The following is a 22177-nucleotide window of genomic DNA, read 5'->3' as shown; positions in this document are numbered from 1 at the left end:
CCTCCTGGTCACGTGACCGGCCGTCCGGGCCGGGGAGCGGGGGCGCCGGCCGGGCGCGGGTCAGTGGCGGCGCAGCCGGTTCGCGACGGCGTGGCCGACGAACAGGTAGACGACCGCGGCGAGTCCGTACCCGGCGACCACCCGGGCCCACGCCTCGTCGAAGGTGAACAGGTCACGCGACCAGCCGGCCAGCCAGTCGGCCGCGTCGTGGACGAACCGCACCAGGTCGTTGCCCCGGTTGGCGTCCAGCAGGTACATCAGGATCCACAGTCCGAGGATGACGGCCATGATGTCCGCGATCACCGCGACGACCGTCCCTGCCGAGTTGGAACCAGTGCGATATCGAGGGGACATGCTTTCCGTCTGGCCCCGGAACCCCGGTCGAAACCCGGATGCCGTGACGACGGCCCCCCGCCCGGAAGGGCGAGGGGCCGTGCGGAGGGGGGCCGGGGCTCAGCCGCGCTGGATCCCCGAGGTGTCCTGGAGCACGCCGCGACGGCCGTCCTGCGTCTGGGCGACGAGGGCCGGACCGCGCTGCTCCACCGCCAGGTACCAGGTGCCGGGCGCCAGTTCGGCGATCGGCGTGGGCGAGCCGTCCTCCGGGAACAGCGGCCGGGGCACCGGCACGGCGAACCAGAACGGCGAGAAGTCACCGGCGGGCGCCGGGGCGGGCTGCCCCTGCTGCGGCTGGCCCGGGAAGGGCTGCTGACCCGGCTGACCGGGCTGGCCCGGCTGCGGCTGTCCGCCGAAGGAGGCCTGCTGCTGCGCGCCGGGGTAGCCGTAACCGCCGGGCGGCTGGGCGCCGTAGGGCTGCGGGGCGGCGGGACGGGCGGCCGGGACGAGGGTGCCCTTGAGGGCCGGGACCAGGGGGGTGGCGACGGCGGCGGCGGCCAGCAGCAGTGCGGCGATCAGACCGAGGATGAGGCCGGCGCCGGTGTCGGGCTCGTCGCCGCCGAGACCGGAGAAGATGTCGTCGAACGCCCCCATCGGGTCGATGATCGTCCAGAACGCCGTCCACGCGGAGAAGAGCGTCAGGGCCACCCCGAGCTGACCGAGGTCGAGACCGGCGGCCTTGGGCGGCCGGGGGAGCGCGCGGGCCAGGACGATGAGAGCCGCACCGGCGATGCCGGCGACGTACATGCTCATCACCAGGCCGAGGTTGTCCCAGGCGTTGGGGATGTCATCACCGTCGCCGTCGAACGTGGCGAGGAACGACGCGATGAACAGCAACACCGCTGCTCCGATCACCACGCCGTCGCCTCGAGTGAGGGAGCGGATATTCACTTCAGGTCCTTCGTAGGTCGTCTCGTCGTCGGAAGAGGCGTCGCTGTCACCAAGTCGCCCGGAGGCCCCGGTGCGAAGCGCGGGGGTGGCCCCTCATCGTCCGGATGACACTACCGTCCGTACGATCGAGCTGTCCGCCGGGATCAGCGCGCTGATCCCTACCCGCGCAGGAAGCTCACGATTCCGTCGGAAATCCCCTGCGCCGCCTTCTGCCGCCAGGCGCCGCTGGTCAGCAGCGCCGCGTCCTTGCTATCGCGCATGTTGCCGCACTCGATGAACACCTTGGGAACCGTTGACAGATTGAGACCGCCCAGGTCCTTGCGCGTGACGAGACCGGTGCCGCCGCCGACGTAGTTGGAGGGCGCGCTGCCGGTGACGCGGACGAAGTTGCCGGCGATGCGCTCACCGAGGTCGCGGGAGGGCCCGACGATGGCCCGGGTGTCGGCGGCGCCGGCGTCGACGGTGCCGGGGAGGATCACGTGGAAACCGCGGTTGCCGGCGCCGGAGCCGTCGGCGTGCAGGGAGACGACGGCGTCGGCCCTCGCCTCGTTGCCGATCCGGGCCCGTTCGTCCACGCACGGCCCGAACGGCCGGTCGGCGTCCTGCGTCAACTTCACGGTGGCGCCCTGCTCCTCGAGGAGCGCGCGCATGCGGTGGGCGACGTCGAGGGTGAACTCGGCCTCGGCGTAACCGTCGTCGGTGGCCGTGCCGGTGGTGTCGCACGCCTTCCGGTTGGTCCCGATGTCCACCTGGCGGTTGATCTCGGCGGTGTGCTCGAAGTTGCCCGGGTTGTGCCCCGGGTCGATGACGACGACCTTTCCCCCGAGCGGCCCGGACGCGGCGGGCGCGGAGGCGGAGGGGGACGCGGCCGTGGCCGTGGGGGAGGCGCCGGGCTTCCTGTCGCCGGAGTCGCCGGACGGCGAGGCGGTGGCCGGGGACGGCGCCCCGGACGAGGCGGACACGGAAGCGGACGCCTTCGCGGGACCCCCGCCGTCCCCCGGCCCGTCCACGGCCGCGTACACCGCCCACCCGAGCAACGCCCCCGGCACGAGCGCGGCGAGCGCCACGGTCAGCGGCCCGCGTCGGGACCGCCGGGGCCGGGGAGGATCGAAGCCGGGACCTGTGTACGACACGCAGCCACCCTAGCGGCCCGGCCGGACCTCCACCGGCTCGACGGTCCCGTGCGCCGGTCTCAGATCCCCGGGCCCGTGCGGCGCAGCACCCGCAGGGAGCCGGTGGCCGAGACCTCCGTGAAGGCGCCGGACTCCAGGGCGCGGAGGTGCACGCGGTACGGCGCCTGGCCGGTGAACTCGTCCACCGGGTCGGGGAAGACGTCGTGGATGACGAGGAGGCCGCCCTCGGCGACGTGGGGGGCCCAGCCCTCGTAGTCGGCCGTGGCGTGCTCGTCGGTGTGGCCGCCGTCGACGAAGACCAGGGCGAGGGGGGAGTTCCAGAGGGCCGCGATCTGCGGGGAGCGGCCCACCAGGGCCACCACGTGGTCCTCCAGGCCCGCCCGGTGCAGGGTGCGGCGGAAGGTGGGGAGGGTGTCCATCAGGCCGAGTTCCGGGTCGACCGTCTCCGGGTCGTGGTAGTCCCAGCCGGGCTGCTGCTCCTCGCTGCCGCGGTGGTGGTCCACGGTGAGCACGGTGACACCGGCCCCGCGGGCGGCGTCGGCGAGCAGGACCGTGGAACGGCCGCAGTAGGTGCCGACCTCCAGCAGGGGCAGGCCCAGGCGGCCGACCTCGGTCGCCGCCGCGTACAGGGCCAGGCCCTCGTCCGCGGGCATGAAGCCCTTCGCCGCCTCGAACGCGGCCAGGATCTCCGGCGGGGGAGCCATCGGCATGGCGCGTGCCTTTCCCGGGGTCGTACGTGTGTGCACGGGCTCATGCTGCCGTACCCGCCGGCGGGCCGGCCGACAGGGGTGCCGCCGGGCGACGGGAATCCGTCCGCCCCCGAGGCGGCGACGCGACGCGGGGGCGGACGGATCCTTCACTGAGGGGTCACATGCGCGAGCTGCCCGTGGTGTGGGTCTGGTGCTCGCGCTTGCCCTTCCGGGGGATCAGGCCGGCCAGTCCGAGGAGGCCGAGGAGACCCCACAGCCCGGCGTTGCCGCCGCCGTCGTCGTCCTTCTCGTCCTGGGCCTGGACGGCCGTGTCGTCCTGGGCCTGGACGGCCGTGACGGTGGTCGGCTGGGCCGGCTGCTCGGCGGTCTGGCCGAGGGCCGCGCCGGCCGGCGCGACGGCGAGGAGGGCGGCGATGAGGGTGGTTCCCACGAATTTGCGCATTGCTGTCTCCCGATGGTCTCAGCAGTCGCTTTCGCACCGTCCGTAGTGCCCCTTTTCTCCCGAAACAGACATGTTCGCGTCCATCGACTCGAAATTCTTGTTTTCTGTTTCAACCAGTACGCCGGAGGGCCGAGCCGGTGCAGGGCGAAATGCCGATGCACGGAGCGCGGACCGGTTGAGAACATGGCGCACATGCTCGAAACCACCGACACCACCCGTCTGTCCGGTCGCGGCGCTCCCCCCACCTGGCTGGTGGTGGCGCTCGCGTGTGCCGGGCAGTTCCTCGTCGTGCTCGACATCTCCGTGGTGAACGTGGCGCTGCCGTCCATGCGCACCGGGCTGGGCCTCGACGAGCAGGGTCTTCAGTGGGTGGTCAACGCGTACGCCATCGCCTTCGCCGGCTTCATGCTGCTCGGCGGACGGGCCGGTGACCTCTACGGGCGCAAGCGCATGTTCCTCGTCGGCCTCGGGCTGTTCACGCTGGCCTCGCTGGCCGGCGGGCTGGCCCAGGAGGGCTGGCAGCTGCTGCTGGCGCGGGCCGTGCAGGGACTCGGGGCGGCCGTCCTGGCTCCCTCCACGCTCACCATCGTCACCTCCGCGGTGCCGGAGGGAGCGGCCCGCGCCCGGGCCATAGCGACCTGGACGGCCGTCGGGGCGGGCGGCGGCGCGGCCGGCGGGTTCGTCGGCGGGGTGCTGGTGGACGCGCTGTCGTGGCGCTGGGTGCTGCTGATCAACGTACCGGTCGGCGCGGTGGTGCTGGCCGGGGCCGCCCGGTGGCTGGCGGAGGGCCGCGCCGGGGACGGACGGCGGCTCGACCTGCCCGGCGCGCTGCTGGTGACGGCCGGTCTCGCCGCGCTGGCGTACGGCATCTCGCAGACCGAGGCCGAGGGGTGGACGGCGGCGGCCACCCTGGTGCCGCTGTGCGCCGGGCTCGTCCTCATCGTGCTCTTCCTCCTCGTCGAGGCACGGGCGAAGGCCCCGCTGATGCCGCTCGGACTGCTGCGGCTGCGGTCGGTGTCGTCGGCGAACGCGGCGATGTTCCTGAGCGGTTCCGCGATGTTCTGCATGTGGTTCTTCATGACCCTGTACGCGCAGAACGTGCTCGGCTACACCCCGCTGGAGGCCGGGCTCGCCCTGGTGCCCAGCTCGCTCGCCGTGGTCATCGGCTCCAAGGTCGCGCCCCGGCTGATGCGCACCGCGGGCCCGCGCGCCGTGGCCGTGCTCGGCACGCTGGTCGCGGTGGCCGGCTTCGGCTGGCAGTCGACGATGACCGCCGACGGGACGTACCTGACCACGATCATGTTCCCCGGCGTCCTGATGATGCTGGGCGCGGGCCTCGCCGGGACCCCGCTCGCCGCGCTCGCCACGTCCGGCGCACCGCCGCAGGAGGCCGGCGTCGTCGCCGGACTGGTCAACACCTCCCGCACGATGGGCGGTTCGCTGGGGCTCGCGGTCATGTCGACGATCGCGGCGGCCCGCACGGCCGGCGACCGGACCCCGCAGGCGCTGACGGAGGGGTACGCGCTGGCGTTCCGTACGGGTGCGGTCGTCCTGGCCGTCGGGGTGGTGCTGATGTGGCTGTGGCTGCCGCGGCGGGCGGCCGCCGCCCCCTGAGCCGGGGCCGGAGGAACAGCGAGGGCCGCGGAGACCCCCTGACGGCCTCCGGCGGGGGACCGGCAGCGGTTTTCCTCCCGGATCCGGGGTGCCCTGCCGCCGACGGTCGCGCGGCCCGTGCAGAGGACCGCCCGGCACCTCGCGGGCGCCCCGGCGCACGCCTGCGACCCGGAACCCCGTGCCCGTACGGGACCACGGTCGCCGGACGCGGAAGGGGGCCGGACGGACCGGGGCGCCGGCTGGTGGGACGACTTCCACGCCGACCGCTCCCGGCCGGTGCCGTTCTTCGCGGCCGAGCCGGACGAGAACCCGGTGTCCTACGTCGAACGGGGCCCGGTCACCGGCGGCCGGGCGCTCTACCCGGGCCGCGGCCCCGGGCGCAACGCGCCGTACCCGGCAGCGCGGGGCGCCCGCTTCCACTGCGGGGACGCCTTCGCCCCCACCGCCGCGGAGCTGACGGGGCCGTACGACCCCGTCCACGGCTCCGGCCGCCTCCACCACCCGCCGCCGCACCGGCGGATCAGCCGCCTCGCGCTGCTCGAGCGGGTCCTCGCGCCGGGCGGCGCCTTCGCGCCGACCTGCTTCGCGGCCGGCGCGGCGGGCCCGGAGCCGTCCGACGCGGGGTTCTGCCGCGGGAGCGGGCCGCGGGGCGGACTCGCCCACACGGACGCGTCGTCGCGCCGGATCCCCGCGGACGGGTCGGAGGCCGAGCTGTGCCGGATGCGCCACCTGCCCGAGGACGCGCCGCACTTCGGGGAGGACTTCCTCCGGACGGCACTGTTCCGGCGGGAGGAGCGGGATCGGGCCGTGAGCGGGGCGGGGCCGCCGTGCCGGAACGCGTCGGGGGACCGGCGGGTCCTCGTGGTCCTGTGCCACCCTGGGCGATGCTTCCGGCGATCGGATCAGGAGACCCCGTGCCCATCGACGCAGCCAAGGCGCTCGCCGCCGCGCCCCGGACCGGCGAGATCTCCTGGACCGCCGAGGACGTCCTGCTCTACCACCTCGGCATCGGCGCGGGGACCCCCGCCACCGACCCCGGCGAGCTGCGCTACACCCTGGAGTCCCGGCTGCACGTCCTGCCGAGCTTCGCCACCGTCGCGGGTGCCGGGGCACCGGGGGTGATCCGTGCGCTGTCCGTGCCCGGCGTCGAGGTCGACCTGGCCCGCGTCCTGCACGCCGGACAGTCGCTCACCCTGCACCGTCCTGTTCCGGCCGAGGGCACCGCCACCGTCACCGACCGCGTCACCGCCGTGTACGACAGGGGCGAGGCGGCCGTCCTCGTGATGCGCACCGGGGCGGCCGACGCCGACGGCCCGCTGTGGACCGCCGACGCGCGGATCCACGTGCGCGGCGAGGGCGGCTGGGGCGGCGACCGCGGTCCGTCCGCGCGGCGCGAGGCCCCCGCCGGGGAGCCGGACCGGACCCTGGAGCTGACCGTCCGGGAGGACCAGGCCCTCCTCTACCGCCTCTCCGGCGACCGGAACCCGCTGCACGCCGACCCCGGGTTCGCCGAGCGCGCCGGGTTCGAACGCCCCGTCCTGCACGGGCTGTGCACCTACGGCATGACGCTCAAGGCGGTCGTCGACACGCTGCTCGGCGGTGACGTCACCCGTGTCCGCGCCTACGCCGCCCGGTTCGCCGGGGTCGTGTACCCGGGCGAGACGCTGCGGGTCCGGATGTGGCGCGGGGACGGCGAGGCGCGCGTGGCCGTGAGCGCCGTCGAGCGGGGGGGGGACGCGCCCGTGCTCGACGACACCGCCGTCGAGCACTCCTGAGCCCGCACCGCACCGGACCGCACCGGGCCGGACCGGGCCGGACACGGTGCGGCCCCGCCCGTCGTGCGACGGGCGGGGCCGGTTGCCGAGCGGATCCTGACGCGCCGTCAGGCGGCCGCCTCCGCGTGCTCGTTCTCCTCCACCGGCCGACGGTGACGGCCACGCGGGGCCGTGTCGGTGTCCTGCGTGGAGACCGGCCCCCGGTGCTTTCCGTGCCCGGCAGCGGCCTGTCCGCCTTCGGCGGTCTGCGGCTGGTTCGTGCTGGCGTCGTTCATCGGAAGGAATTCACCCCGTAAACATGATCTTTCCTACAGCCGGGCGAGTGTAACCGGCACACCACACCCCGGATCCAGGCGACCACGCCGACTGCCACTACTTCGTTACAAGCCCTCCCAGAGGCGCCTGTTGGAGGGGTACGGGACGGGGGGCGGAGGGGGAGTCGGGGCCGAAAGGGGCCGGGGGCCCGTCGGGGGCCGAGGGCGGTTCGCCGGTGGCCGCGGGGGTCCCGGTGGCCGCGCGGGATCCGCCGGGGGCCGGGAGCGCACCGGGAATCGTGAACGGGCCGAGGGCCACGGGCAGGCCGGGGACCGCGGCGCCCGGCCCCGTCGACGGCCGCAGGCCCAGGCCCTCCGGCCGTTCCGGCCGCCCGGGCGCGGGCAGCCGGGCCACCCCGCACGGCACCGCACGGGTGGCGTACGGCAGCCGCAGCACCCCGTCCGCCGTCCACAGCCCGCTGCCGGTCAACCACCCTTCGGGCGCGGGCAGGTGGTGCACCCGCCGCTCCGCCGGCCGCCACACCCCGACCCAGCTGCCGAGCGCGCCGTCGACGCGCAGCGCCACCGCGCAGCTCTCCGGCGTCAGCATCTGCCCCGGCTGGATCGCGAACGGGGTGACGGCGCAGTCCGTCGTCCGCAGGCACTCCGGGAAGCGCACCGGCAGCGTGCTGCCCAGCACCCCCCAGCCCAGCCGGGGCCGCCCCGGCGAGGGCGCGTCCGAGCGGACCAGCAGCAGCCCGCTGTCCGGGTCGGCCAGCAGCACCCGGTCGTCGCTCCCGTCGGCGATCTGGAGCAGCGGGGACATCTCGCCGCCGCGCCCCAGGTCCACCACCACCGCCTTGGTGCGCCCGCCGGTCTCCCGGTCCAGGGCCAGCAGCCGTCCCGCGCGGTCCAGCCACACCCCGCCCGAACAACGGCCGGGCACCTCGGCGAGGTGCTCGGGCCCGAACCCGCCGCCCGCGACCAGCCACACCGCCGTCGACCGCCGGCCCACGGCCAGGGCGTACGCCCGCTCCCCGCCCGGGGCGGGCGGCAGCAGCCGCAGCCGGGTGCCCTCCTCGGGACACTCGACCGTGCCCAGCGGCAGCTCGCCGGTGCCGGGTCCGGTCGGGTACAGCAGGGAGAAGGCGTGCCGGCCGTCCACCAGCCGGTGGATGAGGACCCGCCCGTCGCTCAGGGGCTGCACCTCGGTGCCGGGCTCCTCGGGCTGGTTGCCGGGCAGCGGCACCGCGTAGGGCTCGGGGCCGTCCAGGGTCCAGCGCTCCGGGAAGAGGGAGTCGCCGGCCAGGGCGAGGCGCGCGGCGTAGGAACCGTCCGCGGTGATGGCGCAGCCCGCCCGCCCGGCTCCGTCCTCGTGTCCCGTCGCGGGTGACGGGGATCCCCCGGGCTCGAGCGAGGCCCCGGGCCCGGAAAAGGTACAGACCGTCATCGTTCGGTCACCTCCGGCGACGACCGTAGTTATCGCACGCACGGGCGGGGGCCGACGGCGCCGCACTTCACACATAAGGGTGCTCCAGGAACGATTCTCCTGAGGGGAGGGGGGCGAGTGTGCTGACGGGGCCGGGTGCCGTGCCGTGCGCCCGCGCCGGTACTGCGGCGCGAAACGGCCAGGTAGCCTTGCACTCGTGCCCCGTCTGTCTGAAGTCATCGCCGTGCTGGAGACCCTGTGGCCCGCCGAGCGGGCCGAGTCCTGGGACGCGGTCGGCACCGTCGTGGGCGAGCCCGACCAGGAGGTCACGCGGGTCCTGTTCGCCGTGGACCCGGTCCAGGAGACCGTCGACGAGGCGGTGAAGCTGGGCGCCGACCTGCTCGTCACCCACCACCCGCTCTACCTGCGCGGGACGACCACCGTCGCGGCCTCCACCTTCAAGGGCCGCGTGGTGCACACGCTCATCAAGAACGACGTCGCGCTGCACGTCGCCCACACCAACGCCGACACCGCCGACCCGGGCGTCTCCGACGCCCTCGCCGGCGCCCTGGACCTCAGGGTCGTGCGGCCCCTCGTGCCGGACCCCACCGATCCCGAGGGCCGCCGGGGCCTGGGCCGCGTGTGCGAACTGGACCACCCGCTGACCGTCCGCGAGCTCGCCGCCCGCGCCGCCGGGCGCCTGCCCGCCACCGCGCAGGGCATCCGCGTCGCCGGCGACCCCGAGGCGCTCGTCCGCACGGTCGCCGTCAGCGGCGGCTCCGGCGACAGCCTCTTCGACCAGGTCCGCGCCGCCGGCGTGGACGCCTTCCTCACCGCGGACCTGCGCCACCACCCGGCGTCAGAATTCATGGCGGCCCGGGCCCACAGTCCCCTCGCGCTGCTCGACGCGGCGCACTGGGCCACCGAGTGGCCCTGGTGCGAGCTGGCCGCAGCCCAGCTCGACGAGATCTCCGACCGCCACGGATGGGGCCTTCGGGTCCACGTCTCGAAGACGGTCACCGACCCCTGGACCGCCCACGCGGCGTCCTCCGCCACCGACATCTCTGGAGCCCCCAACTGAACGCCGCGCCCGCCGACCAGATCCGACTCCTCGACGTCCAGGACCTCGACGTCCGCCTCCAGCAGCTCGCGCACAAGCGGAAGTCGCTCCCCGAGCACGCCGAGATCGAGTCGCTGACGAAGGACCACACCCAGCTGCGCGACCTGCTCGTCGCCGCGCAGACCGAGGAGAGCGACTGCGCCCGCGAGCAGACCAAGGCCGAACAGGACGTGGACCAGGTGCGCCAGCGCGCCGCCCGCGACCAGAAGCGCCTCGACTCCGGTGCCGTCTCCTCGCCCAAGGACCTGGAGAACCTCCAGCACGAGATCGTCTCCCTCGCCAAGCGGCAGGGCGACCTCGAGGACGTCGTCCTGGAGGTCATGGAGCGCCGCGAGTCCGCGCAGGAGCGGGTCGCCGAACTGACCGACCGCGTCGCCTCCGTCCAGTCGAAGATCGACGACGCCACCGCGCGCCGGGACGCGGCCCTCGAGGAGATCGACGGCGAGGTCGCCTCGGTCACCAAGGAGCGCGAGGTCGTCGCCGCCTCCGTGCCCGCCGACCTGCTCAAGCTGTACGACAAGCTGCGCGGGCAGCAGGGCGGCATCGGCGCGGCGAAGCTGTACGCCCGCACCTGCCAGGGCTGCCGCCAGGAGCTCGCCATCACCGAGCTGAACGAGATCCGCCGGGCCGCGCCCGACACGGTGGTGCGCTGCGAGAACTGCCGCCGCATCCTGGTGCGCACCCCCGAGTCGGGTCTGTAAGGGCGTCCAGCGGTGCGGGAGTTCATCGTCGAGGCGGACGGCGGGTCACGGGGCAACCCGGGGCCCGCGGGCTACGGGGCCGTGGTGAGCGACGCGGCGACGGGGGAGACCCTGAGGGAGACGGCCGAGTACATCGGCGTCGCCACCAACAACGTCGCCGAGTACCAGGGACTGCTGGCCGGCCTGCGCGCCGCCCGCGAACTGGACCCCGAGGCCGCGGTCCACGTCCGGATGGACTCCAAGCTCGTCGTCGAGCAGATGACCGGCCGCTGGAAGATCAAGCACCCCGGCATGAAGCCGCTCGCCGCCCAGGCCGCGCGGGTCTTCCCGCCGGAGCGGGTGACCTACGAGTGGATCCCCCGCGAGCGGAACAAGCACGCCGACCGTCTGGCCAACGAGGCGATGGACGCCGGCGAGCGGGGGGAACGGTGGCAGGCGTCGGCCTCGCCGGACACGCCGGACGCGCGGCCCGCGGCGCCCGGGCCGTCGGGCCCGCCCGGGGACGCGGCCGCGGGCGCGGCACGGGTCCGCGCCGCGTCGGCCCCGGCTTCCGCCGGTCCCCCGGCTCCCGCCGGCTCCGTCCGCACCGGCGCGGCGGAGCCCGCGGCCGGGACGGCCCGGACGGACGAGCGGGCGGGCCGGGCGGCGGTGCCGGGCGCACAGGCGTCCCCGCCGGCTCCCGGTGCCGAGGCCGACAGGACCGACGCCGACGTCCGTGCCGCACGCACCGTGGCCACGCCCAGCTCCGGGTGGGCGCCCGCCGACATGGGGCCGCCCGCCACCTTCGTCCTGCTCCGGCACGGCGAGACCCCGCTGACCCCGCAGAAGCGCTTCTCGGGCAGCGGGGGCAGCGACCCCTCCCTCTCCGGCGTCGGCCGGGAACAGGCCGAGAAGGTCGCCGCCGCCCTGGCCCGGCGCGGCACCGTCCAGGCGATCGTCGCCTCCCCCCTCGCCCGCACCCGCGAGACCGCCGGCATCGTCGCCGCCCGCCTCGGCCTCGAGGTGACCGTGGACGAGGGGCTGCGCGAGACCGACTTCGGCGCCTGGGAGGGCCTCACCTTCGCCGAGGTCCGCGAACGCCACCCCGACGACCTGAACGCCTGGCTGTCCTCCCCGGACGCCGAACCCACCGGCGGCGGCGAGAGCTTCGCGGCCACCGCCACCCGGGTCGCCGCCGCCCGGGACAAGCTGAGCGCGGCGTACGCGGGCCGCACGGTCCTGCTCGTCACCCACGTGACGCCGATCAAGACGCTGATACGCCTCGCCCTGGGCGCCCCGCCCGAGGCCCTGTTCCGCATGGAACTGTCGGCGGCCTCGCTCTCGGCGGTGGCGTACTACGCCGACGGCAACGCCAGCGTCCGCCTGTTCAACGACACCTCGCACCTGCGCTGAGCCCCGCCGCCGCGCGGGCCAGCCGCTCGATCCGGTCCCAGTCCCGGGCCGCCACCGCGTCCGCCGGGAGCATCCAGCTCCCGCCCACGCACCCGACGTTGGGCAGCGCGAGGTAGTCCGGCGCTGACTCCGCCCCGATCCCCCCGGTCGGGCAGAAGCGGGCCCGGGGGAGCGGCCCGGCGAGCGACCTCAGGTACGCCGTCCCGCCCGCGGCCTGCGCCGGGAAGAACTTCATCTCCCGCACCCCGCGCTCAAGGAGCGCCACCACTTCGGAAGCAGTGGACACCCCCGGCAGGAACGGCACCCCGGACGCCCGCATCGCCTCCAGCAGGGCGTCCGTCCACCCCGGGCTGACCAGGAACCGCGCCCCGGCGCCCACCGCCTCGTCCACCTGCCCCGGCGTGATCACCGTCCCGGCCCCGACCACGGCCTCCGGCACCGCACCGGCGATCGCCCGGATCGCGTCGAGCGCGGCGGGCGTCCGCAGGGTCACCTCGATCGCGGGCAGCCCGCCGGCCACCAGCGCACGCGCCAGCGGTACGGCGTCGGCGGCGTCCTCGAGGACGACGACGGGCACGACGGGGGCGAGGTCGAGGACGGAGGAGGGGAGGGAGGCGGAGGAGGGCAGGGGAGAGCTCATGGCGTCATCCTGCCCGCATCGAAGCGCCCTGTGCAAAGCACATTGCGCATGCTGCAACGAAGGTGCGGGTGAGGTGTTCAGTGCACCTCGTCCACCAGCACGTCCAACGACCAGGCCGTCCCCGCCCTGACCGGTGCCGCCGCCTCCACCTCGTACCCGAGGTCCCGCAGCGCCTCCACCAGCCCGGCGGGATCCTCCGGGGCGGCCCCGGCGGTCAGCAGGCTCCGCACGATCCGCCCCTTGGTCGCCTTGTTGAAGTGGCTGACCACCTTCCGCGTCGGCGCGTGCAGCACCCGCACGGTCGCCGTCCGCGCCGCCACCTCGCCCTTCGGCTTCCAGGCCGCCGCGTACGCCGCCGACCGCAGGTCCAGCACCAGCCCGTCGCCGGCCGCCTCGGGCAGCACGGAGGCCGTCGCCGCGCGCCAGTGCGCGCTCAGCGCGCCGAGCCCGGGCAGCTTCACGCCCATCGAGCAGCGGTAGGAGGGGATCCGGTCGGTGATCCGGACGGCGCCCCACAGCCCGGAGAAGACCAGCAGGGACGACGCGGCCCGCCGCTCCGCCGCCGCGCCGAGGGAGGCCAGGCCCAGGGCGTCGTACAGCACCCCGGTGTAGACCTCCCCGGCGGGCCGCGCGCCGGCCGTCCGCAGCTCCGCGTTCTTCGCGACCTCGCCCCGCAGTCCCTCGCTCAGCCCGAGCACCTCGCGCGCCTTGTCCTCGTCGCCGGCGCACAGGTCCACCAGCTCGGTGAGAACGGCCTCCCGGGCGGCGGTCAGCCCGGGCAGCGACAACGACTCGAGTTCCAGCGCGGCACCGCGGCCGGAAGCGGCCTTGCCTTCGGACGGCGGCAGCAGGACAAGCACACGTACTCCTTCGGTAGAGCTCCGGGTCAGGGTACGGCGTGTGCCAGTCGGTCCAGTTCGGCGTCGTAGAGCACGGCCGGGTCGAACCCCATCCCCGTGAAGTGGCCCGCCAGTTCCAGGGACAGCACGCCGTGCAGGCGCGCCCAGAAGGACAGGGCGCGACGCAGGGCGGCCGGGTCCGCGGGGTGGCCGGCCGCCCACTGGCGGTGCTGCGCGAGGTGGGACTCGAGGGGGTCGGCCCCGTCGGGGCCCTCCGCGGGACCGTCCGTGGGGCCCTCGGCGGGCCGGGCGGCGTCGAGGAGCGTCGTCATGATCTCGCGCGCGATCGCGGTGACGTCGTCGGGGGCGTGGTAGCCGGGGACGGGGGTGCCGTAGACGAGGAAGTAGCGCTGGGGGTCGGCGAGCGCCCACGCGCGCAGGGCGCTTCCCAGTCCGCGCAGGTCCGCGCCGGACGCGGCGGCGGCGCGGAAGGCGTCGGCGAGGCTGCCGTAGGCGTCCCGGATCAGCTCGGTGATCAGCTCGTCGCGGCCGGCGAAGTACCGGTAGAGCGCGGGCCCGCTCATGCCCATCCGCTTGGCGATGGCGTTCAGGGACATCCCCGGCGCCCCCGAGGCGGCGATCTGCTCCCAGGCGTGCTCCTTGATCTCCGCGCGCACCTGGGCCCGGTACCGCTCGCGGGGCGTCTGCCCGTCCTTGGCCACCACGTGCCGTGTCCCTCCGGTCGTCGTCCGGTGAGACGTTATCACCGGAGAGAGGGCTTGCAGCGGTCCTGAGGGGGGTGCGCGCTCCCGGCCAGGGCGCGCACGAGCCCGTCGGCGTCGTCCGCGTGGAGGCGGACCACGCGGACCTCGTGGCGGCGGCCGAGGAAGGTGACGTGCGTGACCGGTTCGGTGAGCTCGAGCGTGACGGTCGTCTGCGAGCCGACGGCGACGTCGAGCTCGCCGTCGGCCCTCTCGTGGGTCATGCGCAGCTCACGCCGGACGGAGGCGATCCGCTCCAGCGGTATCCGCAGGTCGACGTGGACGGCCCGACGGACCCGCAACGCACCGCCGTCCAGGACGTGTGGGCGCACGACGGACGCGGCGTGCAGGGCGACGACGAAGACGACGGTGTACACGTCCAGGAACAGCACCACCGCGTGCACGGCCGGCCAGTCGCCCAGCAGCACGGACATCGCCACCGTCTCGACCACGCACACGAACGCGAACCCGAACATCAGGGCCGCCTGTCCGCGCGCGTACCCGAACGCCGCCCCGTCGCGGACCCCGTCGGTGCGCCGCGCCACCCACAGCCCGAGGCACGCCATCAGCCGCAGCTCGTGCCGGGCGAGGACCCAGCCGGTGCGCACGCCCCTCATGACCACCCCTCCCCTCATGGCCGCCTCTCCCTTCACGACCGCCCCTCCGCTCATGGGCGCCTCTCCCTTCACGACCGCCCCTCCGCGACGCTCCGCAGCGCCCGGCGGATCACCTCCGCCTGGGCCGGGGCGAGGTCGGCGTAGAGGGCCCGCAGGAAGCCGTGGCCCTCGTCGACACCGGCCCCCTCCGGGACCAGCCCGGCGGGTACGCACGCGGCGAGGGCCCGGGCCGCCTCGTCCACCCGCGGGTCGTCCGGGGCGGCGTCGGCGAGCGCGTCGAGCAGTCCGTACACCTCCAGCGCCCGCTCCGCCCCGCCCGGCGCGCCCACGGCCCCGCCGAGCAGACCCATCAGCCGCTCCCGCTCCTCCGGCGGCGCCGCCGTCTCGATGAGCGCGAGCACCTCCCGGTCCTTGGCGGCCATGGGGGAGTCCGGCACGTGCCCCACGTCCCGGAACAGCGCGGCCAGCTCCGGCGAGACCGGCCCCTCGGCGGTCGGCCCGCCCTCCGTCTCCAGCAGGGTCCGCAGCCGTGCCCGCCGGTCCCGGATCGCCTCCTCCTGCCGCGCCAGGTCCTCGTCCAGCTCCGTCAGCACCTCGACGAGGTCCTTCCCGGCGTCGTCCGCGAGCACGTCCCGCACCTCGGCGAGCCCCAGCCCCAGCTCGGTCAGCCGCCTGATCCGCGCGAGGACGACGGCGTGCCGCAGGGTGTAGTCCCGGTAGCCGTTGGCCCGCCGCTCCGGTTCCGGCAGCAGCCCCAGGTGGTGGTAGTGCCGCACGGTCCGCGTGGTGACGCCGACGACGGCGGCGAGTTCTCCGATCCGCATGGGACCAGTAGAGACCTTGACGTCGCGACAGGGTCAAGCGCGTGCCGCGCCGCCTGACGGCGGTCGCGATGCTGTGCCACGATCGAGGGAACGGTTCCCGATCTCACGGACAGGTGATCATCCGATGTCCGAGTCCGGCGGGCGACAGAAGGAGGGGCGTGACATGACTGCCATGGCCCATGAGCCGCTCTCACAGGCGGATGTCCTGCGACGGCGTCGCCATGGTGGTGGAGGTGACATCCAGCAAGCCCCAGGCGGACCGTGAGGCCAAGCGCCGCTGCTACGCTCGCGGAGGCATCCCCCTCTACCTCCTCGTCGACCGCGAAGCCTCTTCGATCACGCTGTTCAGCGACCCGGAGAAGGACGAGTACCGCGAGCAGTGCACCCGCCCCTTCGGCAAACCGATCACCCTCCCCGCCCCCTTCGGATTCAACCTGGACACCGCCGACTTCCTCTGATCTCCTGTAGGCGGGGGGCGAGGTGACGAACGGACGGGAGCAGGCCCGCTGGACCAGGGCGCGGCTGGGCCGCTGCGGGCCCCCGCTCGACCTGCTCACCGCCCGCTTCGACCGGCACGAGTACGCCCCCCACGCCCACGACGAGTTCACGGTCGGCGTCACCGTCGGCGGCCTGGAGGCCATCGCCTACCGCGGCGGGCGCATCGTGTCCGGCCCCGGCTCGATCGTCGTCCTCGAACCCGGCGAGATGCACACCGGCGGCCCCGCCGCCCCCGAGGGCTACTCCTACCGCGCCCTCTACGCCGCCCCCGTCCTCCTCACCGACGGCACCCTCGGCGGCGGCCTCCCGCACTTCCGCGAGCCCGTCCTCGACGACCCCGAGCTGGCCGGCGCCCTGCGCCGCGCCCACACCGACCTCAGCGCCCGCCCCGACCCCCTGGAGGCGGAGTCCCGCCTGCCCTGGCTGCTCACCGCCCTCGCCCGCCGCCACTCCACGTCCCGCGCGAGCGACGACACCGTCCCCGGCGCCGGGCGCATCGCCCTCGCCGTCCGCGACCGCCTCGCCGACGAACTGCTCGCCCCGCCCTCCCTCGCCGCCCTCGCCGCCGACCTGGGCCTGTCCCGCTACCAGCTGCTGCGCGCCTTCCGCACGACGATGGGCGTGCCGCCGTACGCCTGGCTCGCCCAGTACCGGGTGACCCGGGCCCGCGCCCTGCTGGAGGCCGGGCTGCGCCCCGCCGAGGTGGCCGGCCTCGTCGGCTTCGCCGACCAGGCCCACCTCACCCGCTGGTTCCGCCGCGTCCTCGGGGTGACCCCGGCGGCGTACCGCAACAGCGTTCAAGACGGCGCCCGCTGACCGGGCCGACACTCACCGCATGACTGCACGCGGCTGGTTCCTGTTCTCCCTGATGGGAGTCGTCTGGGGCGTCCCCTATCTGCTGATCAAGGTGGCGGTGGACGAGCTGTCCCCGTCGGCGGTGGTGTTCGCGCGGTGCGCGCTGGGCGCCGCCCTCCTGCTCCCCTTCGCCCTGCGCCAACCGGGCCTGGCCCGGAACGTGCGCGGGCACTGGAAGCCGATGCTGGCGTTCGCGGTCATCGAGATCGTCGGCCCCTGGTACACCCTGACCGACGCCGAGCGCCACCTGTCCAGCTCCACGGCGGGCCTGCTGATCGCGGGCGTGCCGATCATCGCCGTCCTGCTGTCCCGCTTCTTCGGCGCGGCCGAGTCACTGGGCACCCGCCGGATCACGGGCCTCGCGCTGGGCCTCGGCGGCGTCGGCGTCCTCACCGTCCCCCACCTGACCGGCGGCAACGCCCTCTCCCTGGCGGAGGTCCTGCTGACGGCCGTCGGCTACGCCACGGCCCCCCTGATCGCCGGCCGCCACCTCCAGGACGTCCCGACCCTGCACCTCATCACGCCCTGCCTGGCCCTGGCCGCCCTGGTCTACGCCCCCGCGGCGATCGCGACCCGCCCGGCGGGCCTCCCGGCGACCGGGACGCTGGCCGCCCTGGCCGTCCTCGGCGTCGTCTGCACGGCGATCGCCTTCGTGGCCTTCCTGGAACTGATCAAGGAGGTCGGCCCGACCCGCGCGTCGGTGATCACGTACGTCAACCCGGCGGTCGCGGTGGCGGCGGGGGCCGTCCTCCTGGACGAGCGCCTGACCGGGACGGTGCTGGCCGCCTTCGCCCTGATCCTGACCGGCTCGGTCCTCGCCACGGCCGCCGCGCCGGAGCCCCGCCCGCGCCGGGTAGCATGGTCGGCACGGCAGACGAGCCGGGCGGACGGCCGCGTGGAGTCCCCCTAGGGGGCTTCCCGAGGAACGTCCGGGCTCCACAGGGCAGGGTGGTGGCCAACAGCCACCCGGGGTGACCCGCGGGACAGTGCCACAGAAAGCAGACCGCCGGGGGCTCCGGCCCCCGGTAAGGGTGAAACGGTGGTGTAAGAGACCACCAGCGCCTGAGGTGACTCAGGCGGCTAGGTAAACCCCACCCGGAGCAAGGTCAAGAGGAGACGCCTCCTCGGAAGAGAAGGCGTCTCTGCGCGGACGTTCGAGGGCTGCCCGCCCGAGTCCGCGGGTAGACCGCACGAGGCCGGTGGCAACACCGGTCCTAGATGGATGGCCGTCGCCCGGGGCTCCGCGAGGAACCCCGGGAACAGAACCCGGCGTACAGCCCGACTCGTCTGCCGCCCTCTTCCGCTCCGACAGGAGAAGGGCGGCTCCTGGTGCGGAGCGGGGAAACAGGGGGCGCCCGGCGTCGACCCTCGTGCTACGGGCGATGGGGAGGCGCAGCTGTCTTCTTCACGGGCGCGGGCCTGGCACGACGGATGGACGCGGCGCCGACGACACGCTGAGCAAGTGCCCGCCACTCCGGTTCGTTCACCCCGTGCTCGTCACTCGTCCAGACCAGGATGCCGTGGGGACCACCACCGTCCTTCTCAGGCAGCACCCCCTGTTCGGCGTACCACTTCAGGCGCTGCTGCCACCTGTTGGCGTACTCCGGGTTGTCGAGCATGCCGAGGTGCTCCCAGAAGATGGGAGGGCCGGAAAGGGGAGTGATGGTGAAGTCCGGCAGCACCGTGCGGCCGTCCCGTCCCTTGAACGGTTCCTCGTACGACCACGCGTCGGGGGCGAGCTGCTCGAGGATGCCGGCGACGATGACCTCGTTCTTGCTGCGCACCATCACCCCATTGACCGCCACATGGACGAGTCGCGCGTCGACCCGCCCGCCGCTTGCCCCGCTGGGCGTCTTCACCGTGCGCGGGTCCGGTGTCACCACGAGGTCGGTGAACCGCCGGGCGGTGTCGGATCCGGTAGCACGGGTCAGTTCGAGGAGGTCGTCGAGCGGGCCTTCGTGGCAGAGGACCACCCTCTTGGTCTGCCGGGTGAGCGCGGTGTACAGAAGCTCGCGCGAGGTGCCGCGAGCTCCGGCCGGCAGGACCACGATCACGGTGTCGAACTCACTGCCCTGACTCTTGTGCACGGTGAGAGCCCACGCCAGTTCCAGGGTCACGTCGTCCTCACCGCCCGCACTCTGGTACTTGTAGCGCCGTCCGGGCTGGGAGGAGAACTCCACTTCGGTGCTCCGAGGTGCCCTCTTCATGTGCTGGGCCCTCAGCTCACCTGTCACCACGCCGAGCTCGCCGTTGGCGACGTAGCCCTTCACGACCCGGCCCTCGGTCCGGGACCACGCGCGCAGCATCCCGTTGCGCGTGTGGACGACCTTGTCGCCGAGAACGATCTGTTCCGCGCCCAGCGGCTTGGGCACCTTGCGGTACCGGGATCCCTTGAGCGCGTTCTCCAGAGAGCCGCCTCGGTAGCGCCGTTTGAGGTGACGGTTGAGTTCCACGGTTCCGTGTGCCGTACCGCGCACGGGGCTGAGGATCTGCCACGCTCCGCAGCGTGCGGGCGCGTCGAAGAAGTCCGGATAGACAGCTGTCCCGCGGCGAGTCGTTCCGGCGCCGTACGAGGTGGCGAAACTCAGACCGTAGGCGTCTTCCACCACTCCGAACTCTTCCCGCAATACGTCGTCGACCACCTGCGCCGCCGTGCGGCCGTTCCAGGGGACCGCGCGGAGCGTCGGCATGTCCTGCCCCTGGCGCAGCCGCTGCCAGATCTCGTCGCTGTCGGGTCCGCGTTCGTCACCGCTGTACCAGCGGGCAAGCATCAGGTCATGGCGTGCGTGCCCCCGTTCCCGTTGGCGACGCAATACCGTCAGCTCCGCCCAGCCCATGGCGACCCGCGGCCACGAGCCGCTGTGGCGCTGCCTGGCCGCACGCTCCAGGTCGACGAAGGGCCGGCCCGCCCCGATGGGCGGAAGCTGGCGGGGGTCCCCCACGAGGATCAGCCGCTGCCGCGGCTCGATGGCGTCCAGGAGCGCGGCGAGCATGTCCTCGGTGAGCATCGAGGCCTCGTCGACGACCACGGTGCCGTACTGCCGGTCGCGTGGTTGTCGGCCAGTGATCAGGTACCGGGCGCTGTCGGCGTCATAGCGGTCCGACTTGCTCAGGAACTGGGCGAGAGTCTGTGCCGGGTGATCCACCTTGTCCTGCAACTGGACTCGTGCCTTACCGGTCGGAGCGAGCAGCAGTACACCGTCCGCCATCACCTCGGGTCGCTGCACCAACGCCTTGACCAGCGTGGTCTTGCCGGTGCCCGCCGGCCCGTTGAGCACGGTGAACCGGCTCTCGTACATCTCCCGCAATGCTGCGGTCTTTTCCTGCCGGGCTCGTGCCTCGGCTTCGTCGGCTTCGTCGGCCGCCCCGCCCCGCATACCGAGCACGGCGTCCAGGGTGGCCTCGAGATCCCTGGGCGCCGTGTGCCGTGCTGCGGAGCGCAGCTGGTCGACGACCTCTCGGATGGTGTGCCTGCGCCACAGGGCGGAGCGCAGTTTGTATGCGGCGGTGCCGTCGGCGACCTGCGTCCTGCACAACTGCGGCCAGTTGTAGTCGAGATTGTCGTCCAGGTCCTCGGCTCGCAGCTTGTGGGCCGCCAGAACCACGTCGCTCGGTCGCATCGGTTTGACGGAGCTGAGCCCTTCCAGCCCTTCCAGCATCTCTTCGAGCGGCAGCAGCGTGTGCCCTTGACGTTGGGCACGCAGTAGCACGGTCGCCATGGCGGCCTCAAGACGCCGGCGGTCGTCGGGCTCGGTGAGCGGCTCCGAGACGGGGAGCGGATGCCGTTCCGTCAATTGCCGGTCAGGAAAACACCCCCGGTCGACGGCTTCGAAAGGAACGGGGTCTGCATCGTCGATGGTGCAGGTCACCAACGTGTAGGGGTCCTGGAGCAGTTCGGGGACCGTCAAGGGAATGCCGGTTTCCTCGTGATACACACTTCGTACCTGTTCGGGGGTCAGATCGAAACGAGCCATCAGCCGCATGGCTTGACGGTTCCGCTGGCCGAGTGACGCCCACACCCTCCGGCGCGTCGGCGTGGCCAGCGAGGTGACCGCGGCAGGACCACCGTGCCCGCCCAACGCCCGCTCCAGGAGAGGCCAGGGGTCCTCTCCCTCGTCGACGGAACTCACCACCTCGCGTGCCGCGAACGTGGGATGCGGCACCTGGAGGAGACTCAGCACCGCGGGAAGGCCGGGGGCGGTGCCACGCCGTCGCCAGGCGTGACGCAACTGCTCGTCGAGCCAGTCGAAGGAGCGCTCCGGCAGACCGCAGCCGAGAGACACCGCCGCCTCGGCGGCCCGCTTCAGCTCCAGGAGTGCGGCCACCGCCGTGTCCGCCGGCACGTGCTCGGTACCGTAGGAGAACTCCCAGCGCCTTTCCGGTGCTTCGGCCAAGGCCTCCGTGACATCGGTGCCGTCGGCCGCGAGCCGGGCCAGCGCCTGCATCGGCAGCAGGATGCCACCGCTGCCGTCCGGTCGCAGCGTGTGCCGCACCACCGTCTCCCACATGTGGTTGGCGAACGGGGTGGGACCGTCGGACGGCCACCGTCCGGGTAGCGTGACCGAGGCCGTCAGGGCTGCTCCGACGAGCATGCGCCGGGGATGGTTCTCGAACGGAGCGTGCTTGAGATAGAAGAAGATCAGCGACTGCCCGTCGACGACATCACGGAAGAACGTGTCGATGACCGCCCTCTGGTTGTCCCCGTGGACCACCCAAGGAGGATCGAAGCCCAGTTGCGCGATGGCGCGTTCCTCCGCCTCCGAGCTGTAACCGTCCACCGGCTGCTGGTCCATGACGTCGTGGAGGAGCTCCCGGTTGAGCCAGCGGAACGGGATGCTGTGAACCGACCACGCGGGCAGGGGCACGGATGCGCTGCGGAGCGTCCTGAGCGCCGGGCTGTGGGCGTAGGGATGAGTGGTGTGCAGCACCCGGTCCTGGCCGCTCAGGAACCCGCCACGCTCCCCGGCGCACGGGGGCAGTCCCTCCGGAAGCGTTTCGAACGCGTTCCCGGCGTGCTGCACTTCGAGTTCGTCGTTCCGCCGTCGCCCGATGTTCTCCAAGAGCACGCAGGAGGCGTTGCCGAGTGGATCATCACAGACCCGGCCGTCCCAGCCTCGGTCGTGCCAGGGCACCCGGACCGAAAGATGCTGCGTGTACACCACTGTGTCCCCTCCTGCACTCCTGGCATTCGACCGTCACTTTAGGGTCAGCCACTGACACCTGTCCGTGATGGACGAGAAGTCGCAGTCCGTGGAGCGGCAGCACGCTCCGGCCTCGAGGGTGACAACT

Annotated in this window: 19 protein-coding genes, 1 other RNA gene and 2 pseudogenes; 9 read left to right on the top strand and 13 right to left on the bottom strand. The window is 73.8% G+C overall.

Translation table 11 applies throughout. The features are described 5' to 3' along the window. Nucleotides 1-60: 60 nt before the first annotated feature. From FHS37_RS02715 to FHS37_RS02695, 5 genes are all read right to left on the bottom strand, one after another. The gene (locus FHS37_RS02715; RefSeq protein ID WP_184817371.1) at nucleotides 61-354 is read right to left on the bottom strand and encodes a hypothetical protein; all 294 of its coding nucleotides are present in this window, start codon (nucleotides 352-354) and stop codon (nucleotides 61-63) included. A 99-nt stretch (nucleotides 355-453) separates the two neighbouring features. Next, a complete protein-coding gene (locus FHS37_RS02710) occupies nucleotides 454-1284 on the bottom strand; it encodes a DUF5336 domain-containing protein (RefSeq protein WP_184817370.1) in 831 nt (276 codons plus the stop codon). A gap of 158 nt (nucleotides 1285-1442) precedes the next feature. Beyond that, nucleotides 1443-2417 carry an N-acetylmuramoyl-L-alanine amidase gene (locus FHS37_RS02705; RefSeq protein ID WP_184817369.1) on the bottom strand — a complete coding sequence of 325 codons (975 nt, stop codon included), beginning with the start codon at nucleotides 2415-2417 and terminating at the stop codon, nucleotides 1443-1445. Nucleotides 2418-2476: 59 nt separating this feature from the next. Then, on the bottom strand, nucleotides 2477-3127 hold the full coding sequence (locus tag FHS37_RS02700) for a class I SAM-dependent methyltransferase (protein ID WP_184817698.1): 651 nt from the start codon (nucleotides 3125-3127) through the stop codon (nucleotides 2477-2479). Nucleotides 3128-3284: 157 nt separating this feature from the next. Further along, nucleotides 3285-3569 carry a WGxxGxxG family protein gene (locus FHS37_RS02695; RefSeq protein WP_184817368.1) on the bottom strand — a complete coding sequence of 95 codons (285 nt, stop codon included), beginning with the start codon at nucleotides 3567-3569 and terminating at the stop codon, nucleotides 3285-3287. Between the two features lie 183 nt (nucleotides 3570-3752). Here FHS37_RS02695 and FHS37_RS02690 point away from each other — a divergent pair, with 183 nt between their 5' ends. Both FHS37_RS02690 and FHS37_RS02685 read left to right on the top strand, forming a co-directional pair. Continuing rightward, nucleotides 3753-5183, top strand: a complete 1431-nt coding sequence (locus FHS37_RS02690; RefSeq protein WP_184817367.1) for an MFS transporter — start codon at nucleotides 3753-3755, stop codon at nucleotides 5181-5183. Between the two features lie 914 nt (nucleotides 5184-6097). Beyond that, the gene (locus FHS37_RS02685; RefSeq protein ID WP_184817366.1) at nucleotides 6098-6958 is read left to right on the top strand and encodes a MaoC/PaaZ C-terminal domain-containing protein; all 861 of its coding nucleotides are present in this window, start codon (nucleotides 6098-6100) and stop codon (nucleotides 6956-6958) included. Between the two features lie 107 nt (nucleotides 6959-7065). Here the strand turns inward: FHS37_RS02685 and FHS37_RS02680 are convergent, their stop codons facing one another. Beyond that, nucleotides 7066-7233, bottom strand: coding sequence for a hypothetical protein (locus tag FHS37_RS02680; protein WP_184817365.1), 168 nt, complete (start codon nucleotides 7231-7233; stop codon nucleotides 7066-7068). Between the two features lie 97 nt (nucleotides 7234-7330). After that, complete coding sequence (locus FHS37_RS02675; RefSeq protein ID WP_184817364.1) at nucleotides 7331-8662, bottom strand: hypothetical protein; 1332 nt, start codon at nucleotides 8660-8662, stop codon at nucleotides 7331-7333. Between the two features lie 196 nt (nucleotides 8663-8858). Here FHS37_RS02675 and FHS37_RS02670 point away from each other — a divergent pair, with 196 nt between their 5' ends. From FHS37_RS02670 to FHS37_RS02660, 3 genes are read left to right on the top strand one after another with little or no spacing between them, the layout of a single operon-like run. Continuing rightward, a complete protein-coding gene (locus tag FHS37_RS02670) occupies nucleotides 8859-9722 on the top strand; it encodes a Nif3-like dinuclear metal center hexameric protein (protein ID WP_184817363.1) in 864 nt (287 codons plus the stop codon). Then, entirely contained in the window at nucleotides 9719-10462 is a 744-nt protein-coding gene (locus FHS37_RS02665; protein ID WP_184817697.1) for a zinc ribbon domain-containing protein, read from the top strand. Before FHS37_RS02670 ends, FHS37_RS02665 begins: the two co-directional genes overlap by 4 nt. Before the next feature lie 12 nt (nucleotides 10463-10474). Beyond that, entirely contained in the window at nucleotides 10475-11854 is a 1380-nt protein-coding gene (locus FHS37_RS02660) for a bifunctional RNase H/acid phosphatase (protein ID WP_184817362.1), read from the top strand. On the opposite strand, the gene eda is transcribed toward FHS37_RS02660, so the two are convergent. The 5 genes from eda to FHS37_RS02635 form a co-directional block, all read right to left on the bottom strand. Further along, nucleotides 11829-12494: a bifunctional 4-hydroxy-2-oxoglutarate aldolase/2-dehydro-3-deoxy-phosphogluconate aldolase gene (eda, locus tag FHS37_RS02655; protein WP_184817361.1), complete on the bottom strand. Its 666-nt coding sequence runs from the start codon at nucleotides 12492-12494 to the stop codon at nucleotides 11829-11831. The genes FHS37_RS02660 and eda overlap by 26 nt on opposite strands. A 77-nt stretch (nucleotides 12495-12571) precedes the next feature. Then, nucleotides 12572-13354, bottom strand: a complete 783-nt coding sequence (gene yaaA / locus FHS37_RS02650; RefSeq protein WP_184817360.1) for a peroxide stress protein YaaA — start codon at nucleotides 13352-13354, stop codon at nucleotides 12572-12574. 26 nt (nucleotides 13355-13380) lie between these two features. Beyond that, nucleotides 13381-14058 carry a TetR/AcrR family transcriptional regulator gene (locus FHS37_RS02645; RefSeq protein ID WP_373304192.1) on the bottom strand — a complete coding sequence of 226 codons (678 nt, stop codon included), beginning with the start codon at nucleotides 14056-14058 and terminating at the stop codon, nucleotides 13381-13383. Nucleotides 14059-14096: 38 nt separating this feature from the next. Next, nucleotides 14097-14711, bottom strand: coding sequence for a hypothetical protein (locus FHS37_RS02640; RefSeq protein ID WP_184817695.1), 615 nt, complete (start codon nucleotides 14709-14711; stop codon nucleotides 14097-14099). 68 nt (nucleotides 14712-14779) lie between these two features. After that, nucleotides 14780-15535: a MerR family transcriptional regulator gene (locus tag FHS37_RS02635; protein WP_184817359.1), complete on the bottom strand. Its 756-nt coding sequence runs from the start codon at nucleotides 15533-15535 to the stop codon at nucleotides 14780-14782. Nucleotides 15536-15735: 200 nt separating this feature from the next. On the opposite strand from FHS37_RS02635, the pseudogene FHS37_RS02630 reads away from it, so the two are divergent. The 4 genes and pseudogenes from FHS37_RS02630 to rnpB all read left to right on the top strand — a co-directional run. After that, nucleotides 15736-15993 (top strand): annotated as a pseudogene (locus tag FHS37_RS02630) (Uma2 family endonuclease); the annotation flags it as partial. Nucleotides 15994-16015: 22 nt separating this feature from the next. Continuing rightward, nucleotides 16016-16849 (top strand): AraC family transcriptional regulator, encoded by an 834-nt coding sequence (locus FHS37_RS02625; protein WP_184817358.1) that lies wholly within the window; start codon nucleotides 16016-16018, stop codon nucleotides 16847-16849. Between the two features lie 19 nt (nucleotides 16850-16868). Beyond that, nucleotides 16869-17648, top strand: a pseudogene (locus FHS37_RS40960) (DMT family transporter); the annotation flags it as partial. Between the two features lie 115 nt (nucleotides 17649-17763). Continuing rightward, nucleotides 17764-18178: RNase P RNA component class A (rnpB, locus tag FHS37_RS02615), an RNA gene on the top strand. A gap of 83 nt (nucleotides 18179-18261) precedes the next feature. On the opposite strand, the gene FHS37_RS02610 is transcribed toward rnpB, so the two are convergent. Further along, nucleotides 18262-21954, bottom strand: a complete 3693-nt coding sequence (locus FHS37_RS02610) for an AAA family ATPase (RefSeq protein WP_229889704.1) — start codon at nucleotides 21952-21954, stop codon at nucleotides 18262-18264. Nucleotides 21955-22177 lie beyond the last annotated feature (223 nt).

The organism is Streptomyces griseomycini (genome assembly GCF_014203535.1).
Taxonomy (GTDB): Bacteria; Actinomycetota; Actinomycetes; order Streptomycetales; family Streptomycetaceae; genus Streptomyces; species Streptomyces griseomycini.
The sequence above is the reverse complement of the archived record's forward strand: the minus strand, read 5'-3'. Positions and strand labels throughout refer to the sequence as shown.